This window comes from Candidatus Neomarinimicrobiota bacterium (genome assembly GCA_021157965.1).
Taxonomy (GTDB): domain Bacteria; phylum Fidelibacterota; class Fidelibacteria; order Fidelibacterales; family Fidelibacteraceae; genus Fidelibacter.
Window position 1 is genome coordinate 30,773 of sequence record JAGGVO010000023.1, and the last position, 20,675, is coordinate 51,447.

Genomic DNA, 20,675 nt, shown 5'->3' on the forward strand with positions numbered 1-20,675 from the left:
GATGTGATGAATTACGTACCCATGGTCATTGAACAGTCCGGACGGAGTGAACGGGCCTATGATATTTACTCCCGCCTTCTGAAAGAACGGATAGTGTTCATCGGAACCCCGATTGATGATCAGGTGAGTACTTTGGTGGTTTCCCAGCTTTTATACCTGGAAGCGGAGGATCCGGAAAAGGATATATCCCTCTATATTAATAGTCCGGGAGGATCCGTATCTGCAGGCCTGGCCATTTATGACACCATAAATTATATCCAGTGTGATGTGGCGACAATATGTATTGGACAAGCTGCTTCCATGGGAGCTTTTTTGTTGGCAGCCGGAACCAAAGGCAAGCGGTCGGCTCTTCCCCATGCCCGGCTTATGATTCACCAGCCCTTGGGGGGAGTGGAAGGACAGGCCAGTGATATTGAGATTCACGCCCGGGAAATTATGAAAACAAAGAAACTATTAAATGAAATATTGCGGGATCTGACGGGTCAGACCCTGAAGAAAATCGAAAAAGATACGGACCGGAACTTTTTCATGAGCCCTGAAGAGGGTGTTCAATACGGATTGATCGATACGGTCCTGAGGAAAAGGAATTCATGACAAACGGAAACAAGCGCCGTGAACGGGTCTGCAGCTTTTGCGGCCGGGAAGAAAAAGATGTTTTAGCCTTGGTAGAAGGACTGTATGGCTCAATTTGTGATGAATGTGCCTTTACGGCCCTGGATATTATTCAACAGCAGCTGGAAGAAAGTTATGAACCGGAATTGGAGTCATTACCCACGCCGCGGGAAATACACGAAGAGCTCAATAAAACGGTTATTGGTCAGGACCATGCCAAAAAGGTTGTTTCCGTGGCGGTTTATAATCATTATAAACGCATTCAGAATCCACGGGCTGAAAAAGACGACGTGGAACTGGAGAAAAGTAATATTCTGCTGGTAGGCCCTACGGGTACAGGAAAAACCCTCATTGCCCAATCTCTGGCCAGAATGCTTAAGGTACCTTTTGCCATTGCCGATGCTACCACACTGACGGAAGCCGGGTATGTAGGGGATGATGTTGAAAACATTTTGGTCCGCCTGCTTCAGGCTGCGGATTACAATGTGGCTGCGGCGGAAAAAGGGATTGTATATATTGACGAAATCGACAAAATCGCACGGAAGTCCGGCAATCCGTCTATCACCCGGGATGTAAGCGGGGAGGGGGTTCAACAGGCCCTGTTGAAGATTCTTGAGGGGACTATTTCGGCTGTTCCTCCGAAAGGCGGGCGAAAGCATCCCGAAGCACAGATGGTGCATATTAACACCCGTTCTATCCTATTTATATGCGGGGGAGCATTTGAAGGGCTTGATGACATCATTGCACGACGAATTGGTAAGAAAGAGATAGGTTTCGGGGATAAAGCCCGGACGGGAAAACGGATGACACGGGATGAAATCCTGAAAAAGCTTGAACCGCATGATTTAAACAGTTTTGGTTTCATTCCCGAACTCATTGGCCGTCTGCCGGTCCATGCCACCCTGCAGGAACTTACAAAAGAAACACTCCGGCGCATCCTGACAGAACCCCGGAATGCTCTGGTCAGGCAGTATGAAAAACTGATGGAACTGGAAGGTATCCGACTTGAGTTCAGGGAAGACGCCCTCGATGAAATTGTTGAATTGGCGCTAAAGCGGAAAACCGGTGCCCGGGCGCTTCGATCGATCATGGAAGATATTATGCTGGATTTGATGTATGAGATTCCCGGTAAGGAGAAAATCGGAACCGTTGTGGTGGACCGGGACGTTGTTCTGAAAAAAGAATCCTACAGGATAGTCAAAAAAACCAAAACAAAAAAAGCTTCATAGTTAAAGCAAGCGTATATATTTCACTGAAAACCTGATAAATTGTCTAATTGAATCATAAATATGCATGTTTAAGGCATTAAAAGAACTCATATCCATAAATGATATGCAAATAATGCATAAAAATACAGATTCTTCTATAAACCTGCATTTCAAAGATTTAGAGGCGTTGTGATATAAAAAAAATGGAAAAAAAGGTGATTCAAGAGTAATTTATTCCTTGACTGTATTAAGAATATTATGTATCGTCGAAATACCTTTTGGAAAAATACACATGATTGATACCATAGACGAACAGATACTTACGATTCTGCAGGAAAATGCACGGACACCCAATGCAGAAATAGCCCGGCATATTGGTATGACGGCTTCGGCTATTTTCGAACGGATAAAAAAACTTGAAAAACAGGGAATCATTAAAGGATATGAAGTCCGTTTGTGCCCGGATAGAATCGGTCTGCCCCTTCTGGCCTTTGTACTGATTTCCTTGAATGAAATCAACAGGATGCACGTAACGGGGAAGCAGATCGCTGAAATCCCGGGTGTGCAGGAGGTTCATTACATTGCAGGCAAAGGATCCATACTGGCCAAAATCCGTACGGCCGGGACCCTGGATCTGGAGCATCGTTTAGATCAGATCAATCAGATTAAAAATGTCAGTGTTACGGAAACCACCATTGTTTTAAAAACCGATTTAGAAAGTATGTCCCTGCCCATCTCACGCGAAAAAGATTAAAAATTTGGTACGGACGGATATGATAGCAGAACGTGATTCATGTGATAAAAGGTCAATTGCGTAAAGGGTTAACATTTCAGGAGAATCAGCACAGAAAATTGATATATATCAGATGTGATAACTCGGGAGGTTATGTATGGTAAAACGATGGCTATGGCTGACCGTTATTTTACTTATTCCCGGCATGATTTATGCCGCCATGGGTAAGATTTCGGGTACAGTCAAAGACGCTGAAACAGGTGCGCCTTTAGCCGGTGTAAACATCGTTATTGAAGGAACGACGATGGGTGCAGCCACCGGTGGAGACGGATCCTATGTTATTTTGGATGTTCCCCCTGGAATTTATTCACTGCAGGCATCCTATATTGGATATGCCCAGGTGACTATGACGAATGTTCGGGTGACATCGGGTTTAACCGCGGAAGCAAACTTCCAGATGAAAAAGGAAGCCATCCGTGGTGAGACCGTTACGGTGGTTGCCGAACGTCCGATCATTGAGAAATCTGCAACCAACGAAGTCCGGGTTGTGCGGTCTGAAGATATTCTGAATCTTCCCGTCCGGACCTTTACCGGCATTGTGTCTAACCAGACCGGTGTTGTGAGTGTTGGTGAGGATATTCACGTGCGTGGCGGTCGTGCCGGAGAAGTTGGCTTTTATGTGGATGGTGTATATGTCAACAATCCCTACGATATGAGTAGGGGTGGTGATCTGTCTGCCACGGCATATGAAGAAGTATCATATCAGGCTGGAGGATTTAATGCCGAATTCGGCAGCGCTTCATCGGGTATTGTAAACACGACAACAAAGACTGGTGGTGAAAAGTGGAATTTTCAGGCTGAATATGTAACTGATGGTTTTCTCAATGGATGGGGTAATATTTTTGAACAGGATGATGGCATTCTGGATACCTATTCTTATGGGTATAATCAGATGAATGCATCCATAGGCGGTCCCCTGACAAACCGTATACGGCTCTTTCTTAATGCAGAAAAACTGGATATCGGTGCCGCACGTCCCGCTGCCGGAAAACACGGTAAAGCGGTTTTTAATGAGGACGGCAATGTTGTGGGTATCAAAATGGTCCGCGGCCCCATTGAAGATAACGAAGAAAACACGTACAGCGCCGTTGGGAACCTTCTTTTCGACTTCAAGCCCTTCAGGGTTAGGGTCGGCGGCTCCTACTATAAATCTGCCTACAGGCTTTATGCACACCAGTATTCACTTTTAAATAGCAGTCATCAACCTAAAGAAGAGCAGGAAACCATCACGGGACATGCCCGGCTTTCCGGGACTTTGGGCCCCAAAACGGTGCTGAACTTACAGGCGAGTTATTTTAACGATAAGGTGATACGGTATGACCCGGTTCTTGGTGAAGATTATCGCTATTATGGCCTGCGCTATATGCCCAAAGATGGTGAACGGCTGATTCTGGATACACTGTATGTCTATAATGAAGACAGTACAGAAATCATCAACACAATCTACCATGATACGATCATCTGGACCGACACATCATGGGTCCATCCGGCTGCGAAAAAGATGGTATCCAACGGGACCAATCTCCCGGCGGATTATAACCTGATGGCTTTCTATCCTGAAGGTCACTGGTATGATGCCTATCTGCGGACCTATTCCTATTATTACATGCTGACAGGCAGCATTCTGCATCAGACCGGAAATCACGAGTTGAAAACCGGTTTTGAGTACAGGATGAACAATATCCGCCGCTTTACGATTATTGCCCCGTCCCGACTGGCATCCTCTCTCATGAAATATGATCCCCAACTGGGAGATGACGGATATTATAATTATAGCTGGGATCAGCTGACAGATGCTGATTACAGAGCAGCTTATGCCGATAACATGGGCTGGGATGTCTCCGGTTTCAACGATCTGCCGGATGATCATCGTGACGGTGCCCGCGAACCGGTGATTGCATCCGCTTATTTCCAGGATAAAATCGAGTTGAGTGATATGATCCTGAATGCAGGTATCCGTTATGATTATTACTATTCCGGTCATAAAACTTTCTACGATCCGGAAAATATTGTGATTGATCAAAGCGGTGATATCTCTGAACGTGTTTATGCTTCCCTGGATGAAGACGGAAATAAAGTCTATAAATCCTCTATCCCGACTGAATATGATCCTATCGGACTTCCTCAATTGAAGGAACCCGATGGAATGAATTATATCAGTCCCCGGCTGGGATTTGCTTTCCCCGTGACAGACAGAACGGTTTTTCATGCACAATATGGAAAATTCATCCAGCCGCCGAATCTGCAGGATGTCTTTATCAGTTATGCCCGTTTTGCATCCAACCTGTCTCAGGGGAATTTCACCGAATCGGGAAACCCCGAATTGAAACCGGTGGAAGTCACCTCGTATGAAATTGGATTCAAACAGGTTTTTGGCGGAAATGCCTCTTTCGACCTGACCATGTTTTATAAGCAACTCAATAACTATGTACAGGAACGGAATATTTATGCAACGCCAACCGTTTATGCTACCTTTGTGAATGGTGATTTCGGGACGGTGAAGGGCTTTTCCTTTGCATATAATCTCCGCAGAACCCGGAATCTGCGGATGTCTTTGAATTATACTCTTCAGTGGGCTGCCGGAACGGGATCCACATCTGACGGACAATATAAGATTGTCTGGCAGGGCGGAAACTTTCCCACCTATGTTGCACCCCTGGATTTCGACCAGAGACATACGGGTTCTGTAAATCTGGATTACCGGACGGGGAACAAGGACATTATCAAAAACTTTGGTGTCAATGCCCTGTTAACCTTTGGAAGCGGACGGCGCTATACCCCGACAGTTGTGGTATCTGAAGTATTTCCGCCTACCTCCAACACACCGGTTGCCGCCATAAATTCAGGAACCATGCCTTGGACTTTTCAGACGGATGTATCCATTGACAAGAGCTTTTATCTTGGCGGAAAAACACAGTTAACCACCTATCTGTCCATCATCAATCTCTTTAACCGGGATAATGTCCGGGATGTCTATTCCGGGACAGGTAACCCCGATGATGACGGATACATGGTTACGCCTGCAGGACAAGCACTTACCGATACAGACCTGAAAGTGAAGGCTTATAAAGCCCGGCTCAGCAATCCGTTCAATTATGAAAATGCACGCCAGGTCCGGCTTGGTGTGAGGTTAAACTTTACAGCCGGTCGATAAGAGGAGAGATAAATGAATACGTACTACAAACGACTATTATGGATTTCTCTGATCGGCCTGATCTTCGCTGCTACAGCATTCGGAGCTAAGCCGATTGGGAAATATTATATGGGCACATTCTTCAAACAGTCTATTCTGGAATACAAACGGTTCGACGGTAACCGTATCCGGACCTGGACGTACAATAACGGAGAATGGGTTAGTTCTGGTGTCACATCTGAATCGGGACTCGAATGGCCGAAAGGGTCCGGGAAATACGCCGTATTTCAATCGGGCATGTGGCTGGCCTCGGGGAAAGTGAAAGAACCCGGTTCAGCAACATTTAAAAATGAAATCCGGACAGCTGCCGCGGAATATACCGTTGAATTCCAGCCGGGTCAGATTCTCTATATGGACACCATTAACCAAGTTGAAGTCCCTATGAGCGAATACCCCAAAGCCAATTGTGCCTGGATCGCTCAAAACCCGGAAGATCCGAAATACTGGTATCTCAAGGTAAACAAGGATGATACCCTGGACCAGGATTATCTGAACTGGCCGGCGGATCAGGGTGCCCCTGTGGATGATAACGGAAAACCCCTCATTCTGGGCGATCAGATGATGTGGAGTGTGTATAATGACGCCAACCCCACTGCTCATTCACAACTCTTTGATTCCAAGCCTATGGGAGTTGAAATCCAGACAAGTATGTTTGGGTTTAACCGGAATGACCCCCTTGGGGATATCCTGTTTGTGAAAAATCTGGTCATTAATAAATCCGATAATTACTATGCCGATATGTATGTTGCCATGTGGTCAGATCCGGATGTGGGTGATGCCAATGACGACTTGGTAGGTGTCGATACGAACCTGGTATTGGGCTACTGTTTTAACGGTGGAGTCAATGACCAGAATTACGGATTGACCCCTCCGGCTGTTGGGTATGATTTCTTTCAGGGACCTCATGTTAAAAGTCCCGGTGATACAGCCTACTGGTCCGGCGTTCCAAGACCCGGCTGGAAAGAACTGGGTGTTTCATCCTTCATCAAATACATCAACGGGGACGCGATTCTCTTTGATCCTGAAACAAAGGAAGAGTGTTGGAATGTGATGACGGGACTCACCCCGGCCGGTAAGGATTTTGAAAATTCTGTTACCGGTGAAAAATCCAAGTTTATCGCCAGTGGTGATCCTGTAACAGGAGAAGGCTGGCTGGATATACAAGATGACCCGCCGGGTGATCGCCGGTTTCTCATGAGTTCAGGCCCCTTTGAAATGGCTCCGGGCGATACACAGGAAATCGTCGGTTCCATTATTATTGCTTCCGGCAGCGATAATTTGAGTGCTGTCACGGCGTTGAAATACTACGATCGCTTTGCACAAAATGCATTTAACTCAAACTTTGAACTGGCAACACCACCGCAACCGGAAGTGGAAGTGACAGAACTGGATAAGGGTGTTGTGCTCACATGGGATAACAATGCAGATCAAGTGCAAACATATCGCTATCAGACTGCGTCTGCTGATTATCACTTTGAAGGATATAATGTCTATCAGGGTGAATCTATAACCGGTCCCTGGAAACGCATTGCTACTTATGATGTGAAAAACGGTGTTACCATGATTGTGGATGATAAATTCGACCAGAATTATGGAATGGTCCTTCAGCAACCGGTTCAATTTGGAACTGATGCCGGAATTCAGAACCATATTTACATTTCCAAAGACGCACTTCGGGGAAATGTGGACCTGGTTAACAACCGGAAATACTATTTCGCCGTATCCTGTTATATATATGATAGCAATGCATTGCCGAAAGTTGTCGAGTCGGCCCTGGAAGGCTATCTTGCCATTCCACGTCCCTACCCGGCACTGAATCTGGATTATCATGCAGCCTACGGAGATACAATTTCAGTGGAAAATCTGGGTGGACAGGCAAATGCCCTGATTGTTCCCAAAGTTGTAGATCCTTCTTCTTTAACAGGTGAGACTTATGAGATTCGTTTTGATTCTCTGGAGACGACGGAAGATGTTTATTTCATCAACAAGGATGGTAAGCAGGATACAACCACTACAGATCTCTATTGGTCTTTGAATGTGATTGATCCCACCAAATCCTATGGACAGGATGGATACGTAGTTCGTTCAATCATACCGAAAGAGACCGATTTCTTCTCTTATTCTACAAATCAGTTCTATGATGGTTTTTCACTTATCGTTCGGGATATTTCGACCGAATTGGTTCCGAAGATCACGAATCCGTTCAGGGAATTGACGCAATCAATTCCTGCCGGACTCGATTCAATGCAGCAAACTAAAGTGGATGCCCGACTGGCAGGCGATGCGTCTGCTGAACTGACAGGCGGGAAATCCGCTATGTTCAATGCCTGGGCTGCTGTGGGCTTGATGCCGGATCCTCCGTTACCATCGGATGAACAGATGATGAGCAACCTGGAGATTCGCTTTAAAGGTCCAGGCGAAGGTCAGAAGATCACGATTTGGCCGGTTCAGGCCGTAACATCCGGACAGTGGGCTGATTCTATTATGATAAAAACGGCTCCCTTTGAAGTGTGGGATGTGGAGAATAATATGCAGTTAAATGCATTGATGGTGACATTTCCCAAACCATCTTCCACATCACCTACAGGAGCTATGATGCCCAAATCCTTCTTCGACGACACACTGACAACCATACCGGATAGTCTTGGACGACCCTTGATCGATGTGTATAAATACTCTCCCGGATCTCTGCGCTTCCTCGTAATTGCTTACGATGAATATGATGCCGGTAGAATGTATCAACCGTATAAGGTCACCGGCGATACTACGGATCATGCAAGTCTGGGATGGTCCTTTAAATGGAGTGATACACGGAACTATATTCCCGGTTCTGTTGCCAAAGTGGAAATTATGAATCCGCTTATACCGGACATCGATTACTGGCAATTTACCACTCCGGTCCTGGAAGATAATGACGAGCTGATCGCTGATCGCCTGGAAATGATCAATGTCTTCCCCAATCCCTATTTTGGGCAGCAGGTGGAAGAGTTGAATGCACAAAACCGTTTTGTGACCTTTACTCACTTGCCGGAAAAGGCTACGGTGTATATCTTTACGATTTCCGGAGATCTTGTCCGGAAACTTGAACACAATACACCCGGATCATCCATCCTGCGATGGAATCTGCTGAACCATGCGGAAATTCCCGTGGCCAGCGGTATGTATATCGCATACGTGGAACTTCCGGACGGGAGTAGCAAAACACTAAAACTGGCAGTGTTCCAGCCTGAAGAGCGATTGGACCTCTTTTAGGAAAGAAGGAGATAAAAATGAATAAAAATAAAGCCTTATTCACTCTCACGCTGGTCTTTGCACTTCTGTTTGTGTGGACAGTTGCTGAGGCTGGAAGTTCTAAACGCCGGGGAACTGCCGGCGCTATGGAACTCTTGATTCCCATGGGTTCCAGAAATCTGGCCATGGGTGGATCAGATATTGCCGGTGTGAGTGGTGTAGAAGCCGGATATTGGAATCCGGCAGGACTCTCGCAAATCAATAACCGGGTTGAAGCCCTTTTCTCCTACCAACGATGGATAGGAGATATCAATACCGTTTATATCGGTGTTGTGGCTCAGCTTGGACAAATCGGAGCTCTCGGATTCAACCTGAGCAGTCTGGATTTTGGTGAAATCAATGTCACCACAACCGATGCTCCCGATGGAGCAGGAGAAACCTATACACCCCAGTTTTTAACTCTGGGGGTTACTTATTCCAAGGAAATGACAGACCGTATCAATTTTGGTGCATCAATTAAACTCATTTCTGAAAATATTATGCGCCAGAGCGCATCCGGTCTTGCCTTTGATGCCGGAGTGCAATACTCCATGATGGATGAAAAACTGAGACTGGGTATTGCTGTCCGTAATGTCGGGACCAACATGCGCTTTGATGGTCCGGATTTGGAAATTAAGGTCCAGCCACCGGGAACGGAACCGGGGGCTGCGTTAAGACCATTCCGGGTACCTCTGCAGGAATTTGAAATGCCTGCCCAGGTTGAACTGGGGCTGGCCCATGATGTTGTGGCCAATGAATCCATCGTCTGGACGGTTTCAGGTTCTTTCCTCCACAACAATTTCTCGTTTGACGAATATAAACTGGGAACAGAGTTCGTTCTGAATGAGATGTTTGCTGTGAGAGGTGGATACGTTATGGCACAGGATCCGGATGAAGATACATTCTATAACCTGTCTGAAGATTTTATCTTCGGACCCAGTTTTGGATTCGGGTTGAGTTACCCCTTGAATGCAACCACATATCTGAAACTGGACTATGCCTACAGGATGACAAAGTTCTTTGATTCCCATCAGCTCTTTACCCTGAGCCTGGGATTCTAAAGTAAATAAGAGATTCACAGTCCGCGGAAAGATATCCGCGGGCTGTGATCAAAAACACGTAAAGGTGCATAAATTAAAAGTTTTTTGAATAAAAACTTGCAATATTCAGAAAAGCGTCGTTACATTTTGAGTGGATAATGATTAACAATACAACAAAAACAATGTTAACTGAGGAGGTTCAAACATGAATCGTTTGGTACGAGGTTTGGTCGTTACCTTCCTTTTGGTTGCATTTGTTGGTTCTGCTTTCGCTGCTTTGGAAAGCGAAAAATGGAACCGGGAAATACAGCCGGCAAAGGCACAGGTGACAGAAGGTACCCCTTTGGTTGCGAAAGGCACCATTGATTATATGCGGTACCCCATTCCCGCCACCGGACTCGTCAACTTTGGTGGTTGGCCGGAAGATACTTTCTATGAGTATTTTGTTCCGGCAGCTGACGGAGAAATGCAGGAAATTTTCTTCCGTCTTTCCGATGTGACGGGTGTGGCAAACGGGAATGAATCCTTTAATGTTTCCATCTGGGGAACATCCTATCTCACATGGGATATGGGTGACTATGCCCAGAGGGACAATGTTGCAGTTGGTTACTATGAAGATACGGAAGGTGATTATGAATGGCAGGGAACCAATTGGGTGGATCTGCTTCCGGATTTTACCCCCGGTGATCCCCTGACAGAGAAAATCTGGCCTTCTTATGTATCTGCCATGTCAGTGCCGATTGGATCCGAACTGGAATCCGATGATACGGTAAGTCTGGCTCTGAGTGGTGAAGGTCTCTATCCTACAATGGAGGCCGGTGTGCCTTTTGCTGTGATTGCAGAATTTGTCGGTACGGATGCCCGTGACCCTGAAGGTCGTCTGGGTTTTATGTCCGGCGATATTCAACCCTATGAATATTATCCGGCCATGAAATTCTATGATGAATTTTCCAACTCAGCGATCAGCAAGTTCGGTTGGTATGTTCGTAAGTATATCTGGGACTGGGTTGTAAAAGTTAACCTGACAGGTGACCGTCCGCCGATTATTGAGCATACGCCCCTGATCACGACAGTCAGTACTGAAGGACGTGAAGTGGTGGCAACCATTACGGACGATAACCCCTCCGGTGGAAATGCCGGTGTACAAACTGCTGAAGTTGTCTATACTATAGATGGTGGCGCTGAACAGAGTGTTACCATGACAAAGGGAACAGGCGACGAATATGCTGCGACGATTCCTGGACAATCTCCGGGATCAACCATTGCTTACAAAGTAGTAGCTACAGACGTGGAAGGTAATGTGGGCGAAACACCTGTCTACGAATATATGATCTTCCTTCCCGTAAACTCTGTGCTTATTCTGAACAATTCCGGTTATAGTATGGGATGGTTTGGTGCCTATGTATGGCCGGGTGTTGGGCTGCCTTATGATGTATGGTCTTATGGTGAAGCTGAAATTGATCTGCTGAACAGCTATGACTATATTGTTGACCTGGGTGGTCATGGCACTACAACCTATGATGCCCTGAAAACATGGGCCGATGCCGGAAATAAGAACTATCTTGGTTTCGGTGATGAGCTGCTTGGCTATCCCTATGGTTGGCCTTCAACTCCCATGACCCTTGAAGATGGTACGTTCTTTAAGGATATTGTGGGTATTGCCACCTATATTGCTGACATCAATGCCACGGATCAAGCTGCTCCTTCTATCCTTGAACCCATTCAGGGGGATGTGGTTACAGGTCCTCTCTATGACGAACTGAATGCTGAAACTCCTGTACCGGTACTCTACTACTGGCCGGATTATATTACCGGTGGTACGAACTGGTTTGACGGTTTCGAAGAAGCTTCCGGTGCGACTGTCAGTATGATAGGATATGCTGAAGATAATGAAACAGCTTACACCGTAGGTGTGCTGAATGAAACGACTGCCGGAACCAGATCCGCATTCTATGGTGTGGATCCCATTGCTTTGGATGCTATCTCAGACTCTGTTGACTGGTGGTATCCGGATTATCTGGCAGGGGCTGTCTTCAGCAATTATTTTGTTCAGGATGTCACTGTCCGCTTCCAGGTGGATATGGGCATCGAAATCGTAAAAGAATCCTTTGATCCAGCTTCGGATGTTGTTGATGTCCGCGGATCCTTCAACGGATGGGCTCACACGGAAGATGATGTTCTGGCAAAGGATCCTTCCGATGATGATCTTTATCTTCTGGACAAAACCTTTACCGGTGTTGGTATGGGACAAACAGAAGAGTACAAATTCGTTCATAACGGCGGTGGAACCGACAACTGGGAATCTTCTCCCAATCGTGTTCTGACTTTTGATGGTTCTACATCCATTGAACTGCCACGCGTATTCTTCAGCGATGTCAGCTGGGATGATATTACCAGCCAGGATGTAACCCTGATTTTCAAGGTTGATGCTTATCCTCTGAAAGCTGCCTTGAATGACGGCCATCCTGTCGTGGATGTTCAAAGTGATGCCGATACAATTTACTCCTATGACGAAGTGACTTTCATCGGTGTAAACGGTTTCTTCAACGGGTGGCCCTGGGCTAATATTCCCGATGAAAATAAACTGTACGATGATGGCCAGGGCGAAGATGCAACAGCCGGTGATGATATCTTCAGCGGTTCCGTTGTGTATCCTGCCTACAGCGCGAAGAACTTCATCTATAAGTACGGTGCTAACGGCTTCGATAATGAAGCTGGATTTGACCAAAATCATAGTGCTGTTGTAGATGATGCCAATGCTACCTTCGAGCTGGAAATGGATTGTTACGGTATGCAGAATGCTGATGCCCGTCTGCCATGGGGTCAGGGAGTAGACTCCCTTGATACCTATGATTGTTCCTGGTGGGTCAAAGTTGATGAAGATGTGGCCGGTGTTCCCGAAGTGTTTGAACTTCGCCAGAACTACCCGAACCCCTTCAACCCGTCAACAACCATTGAGTTCAGTATTCCTGAACGTGCCGATGTCACAATGACCATCTATAACGTGCTTGGACAGGCTGTCCGTACTTTCAATGCAGGTACGCAGAATGTCGGTACATATCGTATCGTTTGGGATGGTACCAATGACTTTGGTATGACGGTCTCTACCGGTGTTTATTTCTACACCGTCAGAGCCGGTGAACATGCTGCAACGAAAAAGATGGTTTACATGAAATAAGGTAAACGATCCTGACTATAAAAAACCCCGGATTTCCGGGGTTTTTTTTTGCCGTAAAAAGGGGTATACTAATACTTATACTGACAACATTTCTTAAACTTGTAACATCAGATCATCACAATTAAGAGGTGATACAATGAAAAAAATGATGAAATGGTTGATTCTTATTTGTGTTTTCCTTGGCTCAACATCCCTGTTTGCCCTGGAAATACGTACCGGATCGAAAATCATACATACCTATGATGTGGATGGCGATTATGCCATTTTCGCCGGAGATGTGGAAATCAACAGCGATATTGACGGAAATCTTTATCTCCTTGGGGGAAATGTCCGCTTTAACGGGAGTACGGATAATGACCTTTACATTGCCGGTGGTGAGTGTATGGTGAATGGTATCGTTGAAGATAATGTTTATATTGCCGGTGGAAATATCCGTTTGACGGGCCGTTATTTTAATGATGTGAATATTGCAGGTGGTAAAATCGTCCTCGATTCTACATCTTATATCCGGGGTGATGTGGCTATTGCAGGTGATGATATCACACTTCAAGGACATATACAGGGAGATGTGGAAATACATGGCAATACACTCTACCTGAATGGGAATGTGGACGGCAACCTGGAGACCTATGTAGAAGATTACCAGGCGTCTGAAATGGCCCTGGTGACAGGTGTTGTCAGCCATCAGGAACCCAGGGAAAAATGTTATTACTGGAAACCCTGGGGGCCATGCGACATTCATGTGCCCCATATCCGGATACATCCCCTCTTTGTAGGCTTGAATTTTTTCCTGTTCAGCCTGATTTGTGCCGCGCTTTGGTATTATCTGTTCCCGGCATCTTTTAAAGGAAGCGGTTTTCTGATTAAGCATGAACCGGTGAAAATGGGTCTGTGGGGACTCCTGTGCCTGGTTCTCATTCCGCTATTGGGCATTTTATCCATGATTTTTATTGTTTCAATTCCTTTCTCCATTTTGTTTCTGCTCTTTTTCGGTGTTACGGTTTTCTTGGGACAGTTTCCGCTGGCTGTGTGGCTTGGGGAACTTATTACTAAAAATATTCCCGGCTTTCAAAAGGGTATGCTCCCGGCAGCAACCGGCCTTCTGGTGCTCCACCTGCTTATAAAAATACCACTGCTTTCGTTTCTCTTTTTTGTAATCTGGGTTTTTGTGGGCTTCGGCAGTATCTGGTACTGGATTCTTAAAAGGCAAAAAGCACTTAAGATCATTGCATCCGAAACATCTACTTGATGTACAACCCTTTTTGCTGCAATACTCTGTTGCCAATTCTTAAGGTAAAGATATAAACACCGGCCGGTAAAGGAACACCGGCTTGTGTTATATCCCACTTAATACTGTGAGTTCCGGCTGCAAATACGCCGTGATGAATGATTTCTATCCGCTGCCCTATGATGTTGTATATGCTGATGGTCACTTCTTCTGACTGTCCCAGCGTGAATTTTAAATGAACAATATCCTTGAACGGATTCGGTTGAACCGGATGAAATTCATGCCCCTGTCCGCCCCTGCCGTCTCTATCAGCTGCTTCCAAAAGACCCACAATAAAATACCGGCTTTCAAAATTTGAGTTACTTCCCCATACAATATGTCCGTTTTTATCTTCTGCTGACACTTTCCAAAAATATTTTGTGTTATCTTCCAAATCATAATCATCGAACTTATATTGCGTTTCTTTGATGTCCCTGATAATATATGTATCCTCGTAAAAAGTACTGTCCGGAGATATATAGAGGGTATATGTTATCTCATCATTCAGGTCCGGATCAATACAGGCTGTCCATTTAAATTTCGGATTGACCTTCACGGTGTCCTGACCTGCTTTGGGATGGAGCAAATAAAAGGGCAGTGGAATATCAGCATACATGTCCACCCCAAAGGGAATTGCCTTAGTCCAATGTCCCATCAGACTGTCCTCTGTTCTCAACCGAACCTGATAAATCCCCCGTGTGTTTTCCGGAAAAGAAAGATCGGAATTATTGAACTGTGATTGAAACGGGAGCAAAGGGAATAGGATTGTATCCTCTGAAGCAGGAAAGATAAAACGGATATCCATGAAGAGTTTTATCTGTTCTTCCGGAGGATCGGGTGAGCAAACAGAGCCAAAATGAAAAACCGGATTTGACTTCGTGATGATGCTGTCTGCCTGAATTGAAAAAGCATCGGGATTCAATACGGGTAATTCCGGTTTTTCATTTATCCAGAAGTAAACCGGATCAGTCCATTCGCTGAACGCTGATTTTGCGTCAAAACTCCGGATTTTTAATTCATATCTACCGTTTTCACGGAATGGGTATGCAGGTTTGATTTGTGATTCACCAGGTTCTGTCAGGATATACTCAATGGTGTTTTTATCAACATCACGGATATTTAATTGATACCGGGTGGTGCCAGTATCCCCATCCGGATCAGGATCGTCCGAGGCTTTCCAGTGAAACAACGGATTCGTTGTATGTATGTTACACCTGTGACAGGGAAAATAGATCTCTGCCACCGGCTCGGGCGGATTGTTTTTTTTGTTTAATATAAATGTTCCTGTTTCGGATATATCGGACCGCAGCTGCTTTGTATCAACGGCCTGAACCCTGAAGTAATATCTTTGGTTATCCCGTAAACGATGCCAGAAGGACAAGTAATTCAGCTGGACGAGCATTGTGTCGGGATTAGGTGTGTAAAAAAGTGTTTGCATGGGATCCCATCGATTAAATCCTGCTAATAAATGTGCATGGACCGGAAGGCGGGATTTAGTGAGGATTTCCCTGAGGATATTTTTCCGGAATAAAGAGTCTTCAGAAATCGTCAGAATGTATTTCAACGTATCCAGCGGATCATGATCCTCACTGATATGCCAGGCAAGTCTTCCCGAAGGCAAAAGGATTTGATTATCCGGAGGATAGACAATACGAGGGGGAATATAAGGGGGCTCTTCAATACGATTGAGCGTGATTATACCCCGTATGCTTTGTTTTGAAAAATGTCCCGCAGCATCTTCTGCTTTGATAAAATAATGGTATGTACCGTTTTCTTTTAATGTTTCAACAGGCACCGTATGACGGGCAGATTTTTCTTTAAAGTGATACCGCTCAGGATCCTCCTTCGATCGGTACCAGATATGATAAGTCATAGAATCCTTATCCGAATAATCATCATCTTCTGCATCCGGCCATTGGAGTATAAAAGATTCGTGAGTCACGATGTGATGTGTTTCCTCCGGGAGGAAAGGAGATGTCCAATATGGTGCCGTGTTTTCAAAATTGATATAAAAGGATCCGAACGTGGACCATGAACTAAAACCTCCCCATAAATCCTGTGCCCGTACCCGCCAGAAAATCCGGTTGTCATCTGAAAAATAGTTTTTCAAAGAATCATTGATAAGATAGAAAGGAGTTAATGTTGTGAATTCAAAGGGCTGTGTAAAAATCGGGGTGGTGTCCATCTGGACTGAATAGAACACCCGGTCCCCATCAGCATCATACACGTTATCCCATCGGAGCCTGTCCCCGGGCGACAATTCAGTGATGTCAAAAGGTTTTAACCCTTTTGGCGAGACGGGTGCCTTGTTTTTGCCCGTATTGTACACAAATGTTTGGGATGGGATGCCTTCTTGCAGGATACCTTCTAAATCCTCGGCGAATATCCGGACACGATATGTTTTATGGTTAATCAGTGTGGGTGTGATATCTGCAGAATGTTCCTGAAGGCTGGCATTTTCCGGAATATGGAGGATTTCCTGCTGAAGAGATGAGTCTTCGGTATCTTCAGTAAAAATGATGTACCGTAAAAGTGTATCCAAGGGATCGGGATCCGCAGAGCTTGTCCACCGTAACGGAGTCCCCGGAGTTAAAGTATCCGGAATATCATGAATAAAAAATTCTCCGGGTGGACTGTTCAGATGATCCAGTGTAAATGATACCGGAATGGACCATAGGATTGATGTATCCGGCTCAGTCAGGCTGCCCACAAATAGATAATATGCCTTATTGTCTGCCAATCCACTTCGTAATATATAATCCCGCTCTCTGCCTGTGAGAATCCGCTGTAAATGGATAATATCCCCGAAAGGGTCCTGGCTGATCCTGATATACTGTTGATAAATCCGAAAGCTGTCAGGATAGGCCCACACAAGTTTATATGGGAGATATGAGATGATATCATTGTTGCCGGGGAGTAGGATCTCCGGCGGGTTTTGTGCATAAGCAGGTAATGTATCAACCATTAAAAGAAAAAAGGCGAACACGGTTGAAAGCTTCTTTATGTACTTCCACATAGAACAAAATTTAGGCGCTTCCTTTTTGAATTAAAAGTTGAATCAAAAGAAAGAGAATTTATATGGTTTTCCTGGCAGGTAATCTATAGAGAAATAAAATGTTTCGTCAGGTCTTTGATCTGTGCCTAAATTTGCATCATGAAAAAAACATTAAAAGAATCGGGGACACTGGCTGTTTTTCATCAGATGAAAAAGCTGCGTTCCATGGGGAAGGATATTATCAATTTATGTGTGGGTGAACCGGATATCCCACCATCTCAAGATATTGAAAGAGCTGCCTGTCAGTCAATTCAATCCCGGCAAATCAGGTACACTCCTTCTGAAGGGATTCCGGAACTGAGGGAAGCCGTATCTGCTGTGATGCAACATGAAGGATGGGAAACTGACGGTAATAGAAATATTATCATTACTGCCGGAGCAAAACCGGCTCTTTTTACAGCACTACTGACTCTTGCAAAAAAAACCGACGAAGTCCTTATCCCCGTCCCCTATTATCCATCCTATTTCCCTATGATTCGCTATGCCGGGGCAAAGCCGGTCTATGTCCCAGGAAACCCGGAGAAAGGATATAAAACAGGACCGGAGGAGCTTCAACCTTATCTCACAACCAACAGCCGCTTTTTTATTTTAAACTCCCCGGTGAATCCTACCGGGAGTGTCTATTCACCGGAAGAACTCCGGGGATTACTGAGCTTTTTAAAGAAAAACTGTATATTGTGCATCCTGGATGATGTGTACCGTCATTTTATCTATGACAATACCGTAAAAGAGGAAATCTCCCGGATTCTGAAGCCGTTTCGCCAATCCATAATCCTCGTTCGCAGTTTCAGCAAGGAATTTGCCATGACCGGTTGGCGTATCGGATATACTGTGGCAGAGGATGAATATATATTACCCATGAAGATCGTGCAGGGACACATGATCGGCAATGCCCAGACCGCTTCCCAGTTTGCGGCTTTGAAAGCCCTTCAAGACCCTGAAAAATACGCTTTGCCTCTTGATGTCTTTGTTTCCAGGCGGAATGAAGTATTGCAGGCTTTAAGTCATGTGGAAAATCTCTCCTTTATTCATCCTGCCGGAGCATTTTATGTTTTTGCTGATATCCGAAGTATCTATCCCGGGATAAGCGATGAAGTGTTAAGTTCTCACCTGATGGAAAAATTCGGCGTTGCTGTTACACCGGGCAGTGCTTTCGGACTGAAAGGTTTTATCAGGATCTCATATGCAGATGGCAGCCGCCTTCACGATGGGCTGCAAAGACTTGTCACTGGTCTTTCTTCACGATAAGAAGCCTGCGATTTTCATGGCTTTTATGTGAACTTTCGGGCGTGGATATGTTTTTAAATCTTTTGGATTGACCCATCTGAATTCATCCCAGTAATCATTCCACCAATCACTGTGCAAGGTCGCATCATACAATTCAAAGATGACTTTAAAATGGGAATAGGTGTGCTCCGCTTTGACCAGATAAGAGCGATCCAGTAAAAGATCATTAGCCATGGTGAAGTCTGCCAGAGGCTGCTCATCATACAGGGTGTTGGGTAATTCCCACAATCCCGGAAGAAGCCCCGTCTCACGCCGTCGGACCAGTAAAATTTCTTTTTGAGAATTTTGAATAATAAATATCGCTCCTTCACGTACAGGAATCTTTTTACGGTCCGGCTTGACGGGAAAGTCTGCCAAACAATTATGTAGTCGGGCTTCACAAAAGGATTGCAGAGGACAGTTTGAACAGGAGGGGTTTGGAGTACAGACCAGGGCTCCCAATTCCATCCAGGCCTGGTTAACCCGGCGGGGTGACTCCCATGCCAGGGATTGATTGACGAGATCTGTCACTGTTGCTTTAAACCGGGCTGAGGATGTTACGTTTCCGATCCGGTAGAGTCTGGCCATCACCCGGCTGACATTACCATCCACCACACCGTATGGTTGATTATAGGCAATGCTGGCAATGGCGGCTGAAGTGTAAGGACCTATGCCGGGGATTTTAAGCAGATTATTCCGGTTTTTAGGAAACTCCCCGCCTAAAACGTTTTCAATGTAGATGGCACCTTTGTAGAGATTCCTGGCACGGGTGTAGTATCCCAGTCCTTCCCACATTTTTAGAATATCCTGCAACGATGCCTGTGCGACATCGGATACATGTGGAAATTTATTCATCCAGCGCTGATAATAAGGGATAACCGTTGAAACTTGGGTTTGTTGAAGCATGATTTCGCTGATCCATATTTTGTAAGGATCCGTTTCACCCCGCCAGGGCATAACCCGCTTTGCACGATGGAACCAGTCAACTAAAGAATGCACCTTTTCCGGTGTCATACTGTATGTCATTTGCGACTCCACCGGGCAGTGGAAAAACGGAACTCTACAATCGGTAGCATCAGAGGTACTACATCTGCTTTATCATTCTTCTCTTCTTCGGAAAGGTATAGAGCCCGTGCAGTTACTGTTCCCAGAACGGCACCAAACAGGACGTCCACAGGCCAGTGGCGTTTGTCATTAACCCGGGACAAGGCAGTCAACGCAGCGAAAGCATACATGGGGGCCCCGACTGTGGTGCCGTGCCAGTTGTACATCAGTGTAGCTGTGGTAAAAGCTATGGACGAGTGACCGGAAGGAAAAGATAGGGGGGTCCCGTCAGGCCGAATCCGTCCAATACTCCATTTCAGAGCATAAGTAAATCCCAGATTTATGGCATGTGCAGCAACCATGTGACGGAGAGGTTTGTAATAATGGTCATGTTTCATCCCTTCAGCCAGCGCTCCTGCTGCTGAAACCGGAAGAAACCAGAAATCCGTAATATACCGGTCACAAAAATGAGAAACACTTTCAGGCAGAAAGGGTTCGGTATATAAGTGGTCCCTTAAAGATTTTTCGAGAGGGTTCATCGCCAATGAAAGAATCGCCCCGCCTGCCAGAACCGGAAAGACAAATGAAGGTTCAGCAGCTCCCGGAATGACTTCAAAAAGATATTCTTTGTTGCTTACTTCTCCTTTAAGGGAAATGACATGAAAGCACAATAAACATATCAGGAGATTTGAAATAAACTTTTTCATGAAGAATCTTAAACAAAATCTTAAGGAATATCAAGTTCAGGC

General features: G+C 45.4%; 12 protein-coding genes. 9 read left to right on the top strand and 3 right to left on the bottom strand.

Annotated features, from left to right (window positions below; genetic code table 11):
• Nucleotides 1–6: 6 nt before the first annotated feature.
• The 8 genes from clpP (at nt 7) to J7K63_03040 (ending at nt 14,543) form a co-directional block, all read left to right on the top strand.
• Entirely contained in the window at nt 7–594 is a 588-nt protein-coding gene (gene clpP / locus J7K63_03005; protein ID MCD6233996.1) for an ATP-dependent Clp endopeptidase proteolytic subunit ClpP, read from the top strand.
• A complete protein-coding gene (gene clpX / locus J7K63_03010) occupies nt 591–1,841 on the top strand; it encodes an ATP-dependent Clp protease ATP-binding subunit ClpX (GenBank protein MCD6233997.1) in 1,251 nt (416 codons plus the stop codon). The genes clpP and clpX overlap by 4 nt, the downstream gene beginning before the upstream one ends.
• Nucleotides 1,842–2,112: 271 nt before the next feature.
• Nucleotides 2,113–2,574 carry an Lrp/AsnC family transcriptional regulator gene (locus tag J7K63_03015; GenBank protein ID MCD6233998.1) on the top strand — a complete coding sequence of 154 codons (462 nt, stop codon included), beginning with the start codon at nt 2,113–2,115 and terminating at the stop codon, nt 2,572–2,574.
• A 136-nt stretch (nt 2,575–2,710) separates the two neighbouring features.
• A complete protein-coding gene (locus J7K63_03020) occupies nt 2,711–5,767 on the top strand; it encodes a TonB-dependent receptor (GenBank protein ID MCD6233999.1) in 3,057 nt (1,018 codons plus the stop codon).
• 12 nt (nt 5,768–5,779) lie between these two features.
• Nucleotides 5,780–9,058 (top strand): T9SS type A sorting domain-containing protein, encoded by a 3,279-nt coding sequence (locus tag J7K63_03025; GenBank protein ID MCD6234000.1) that lies wholly within the window; start codon nt 5,780–5,782, stop codon nt 9,056–9,058.
• A gap of 17 nt (nt 9,059–9,075) precedes the next feature.
• Nucleotides 9,076–10,137 carry a PorV/PorQ family protein gene (locus J7K63_03030; protein ID MCD6234001.1) on the top strand — a complete coding sequence of 354 codons (1,062 nt, stop codon included), beginning with the start codon at nt 9,076–9,078 and terminating at the stop codon, nt 10,135–10,137.
• 184 nt (nt 10,138–10,321) lie between these two features.
• Nucleotides 10,322–13,294: a T9SS type A sorting domain-containing protein gene (locus tag J7K63_03035; protein ID MCD6234002.1), complete on the top strand. Its 2,973-nt coding sequence runs from the start codon at nt 10,322–10,324 to the stop codon at nt 13,292–13,294.
• A 136-nt stretch (nt 13,295–13,430) separates the two neighbouring features.
• Nucleotides 13,431–14,543, top strand: coding sequence for a polymer-forming cytoskeletal protein (locus J7K63_03040; GenBank protein ID MCD6234003.1), 1,113 nt, complete (start codon nt 13,431–13,433; stop codon nt 14,541–14,543).
• Here the strand turns inward: J7K63_03040 and J7K63_03045 are convergent.
• Entirely contained in the window at nt 14,536–17,547 is a 3,012-nt protein-coding gene (locus J7K63_03045) for a T9SS type A sorting domain-containing protein (protein MCD6234004.1), read from the bottom strand. The two genes, J7K63_03040 and J7K63_03045, sit on opposite strands and share 8 nt — an antisense overlap.
• A 168-nt stretch (nt 17,548–17,715) precedes the next feature.
• Between J7K63_03045 and J7K63_03050 the strand changes: the two genes are divergently transcribed.
• Nucleotides 17,716–18,864, top strand: coding sequence for an aminotransferase class I/II-fold pyridoxal phosphate-dependent enzyme (locus J7K63_03050; protein ID MCD6234005.1), 1,149 nt, complete (start codon nt 17,716–17,718; stop codon nt 18,862–18,864).
• On the opposite strand, the gene mutY is transcribed toward J7K63_03050, so the two are convergent.
• Both mutY and J7K63_03060 read right to left on the bottom strand, forming a co-directional pair.
• The gene (gene mutY / locus J7K63_03055; protein MCD6234006.1) at nt 18,856–19,908 is read right to left on the bottom strand and encodes an A/G-specific adenine glycosylase; all 1,053 of its coding nucleotides are present in this window, start codon (nt 19,906–19,908) and stop codon (nt 18,856–18,858) included. The two genes, J7K63_03050 and mutY, sit on opposite strands and share 9 nt — an antisense overlap.
• Nucleotides 19,905–20,633: a phosphatase PAP2 family protein gene (locus J7K63_03060; GenBank protein MCD6234007.1), complete on the bottom strand. Its 729-nt coding sequence runs from the start codon at nt 20,631–20,633 to the stop codon at nt 19,905–19,907. The genes mutY and J7K63_03060 overlap by 4 nt, the downstream gene beginning before the upstream one ends.
• Nucleotides 20,634–20,675 lie beyond the last annotated feature (42 nt).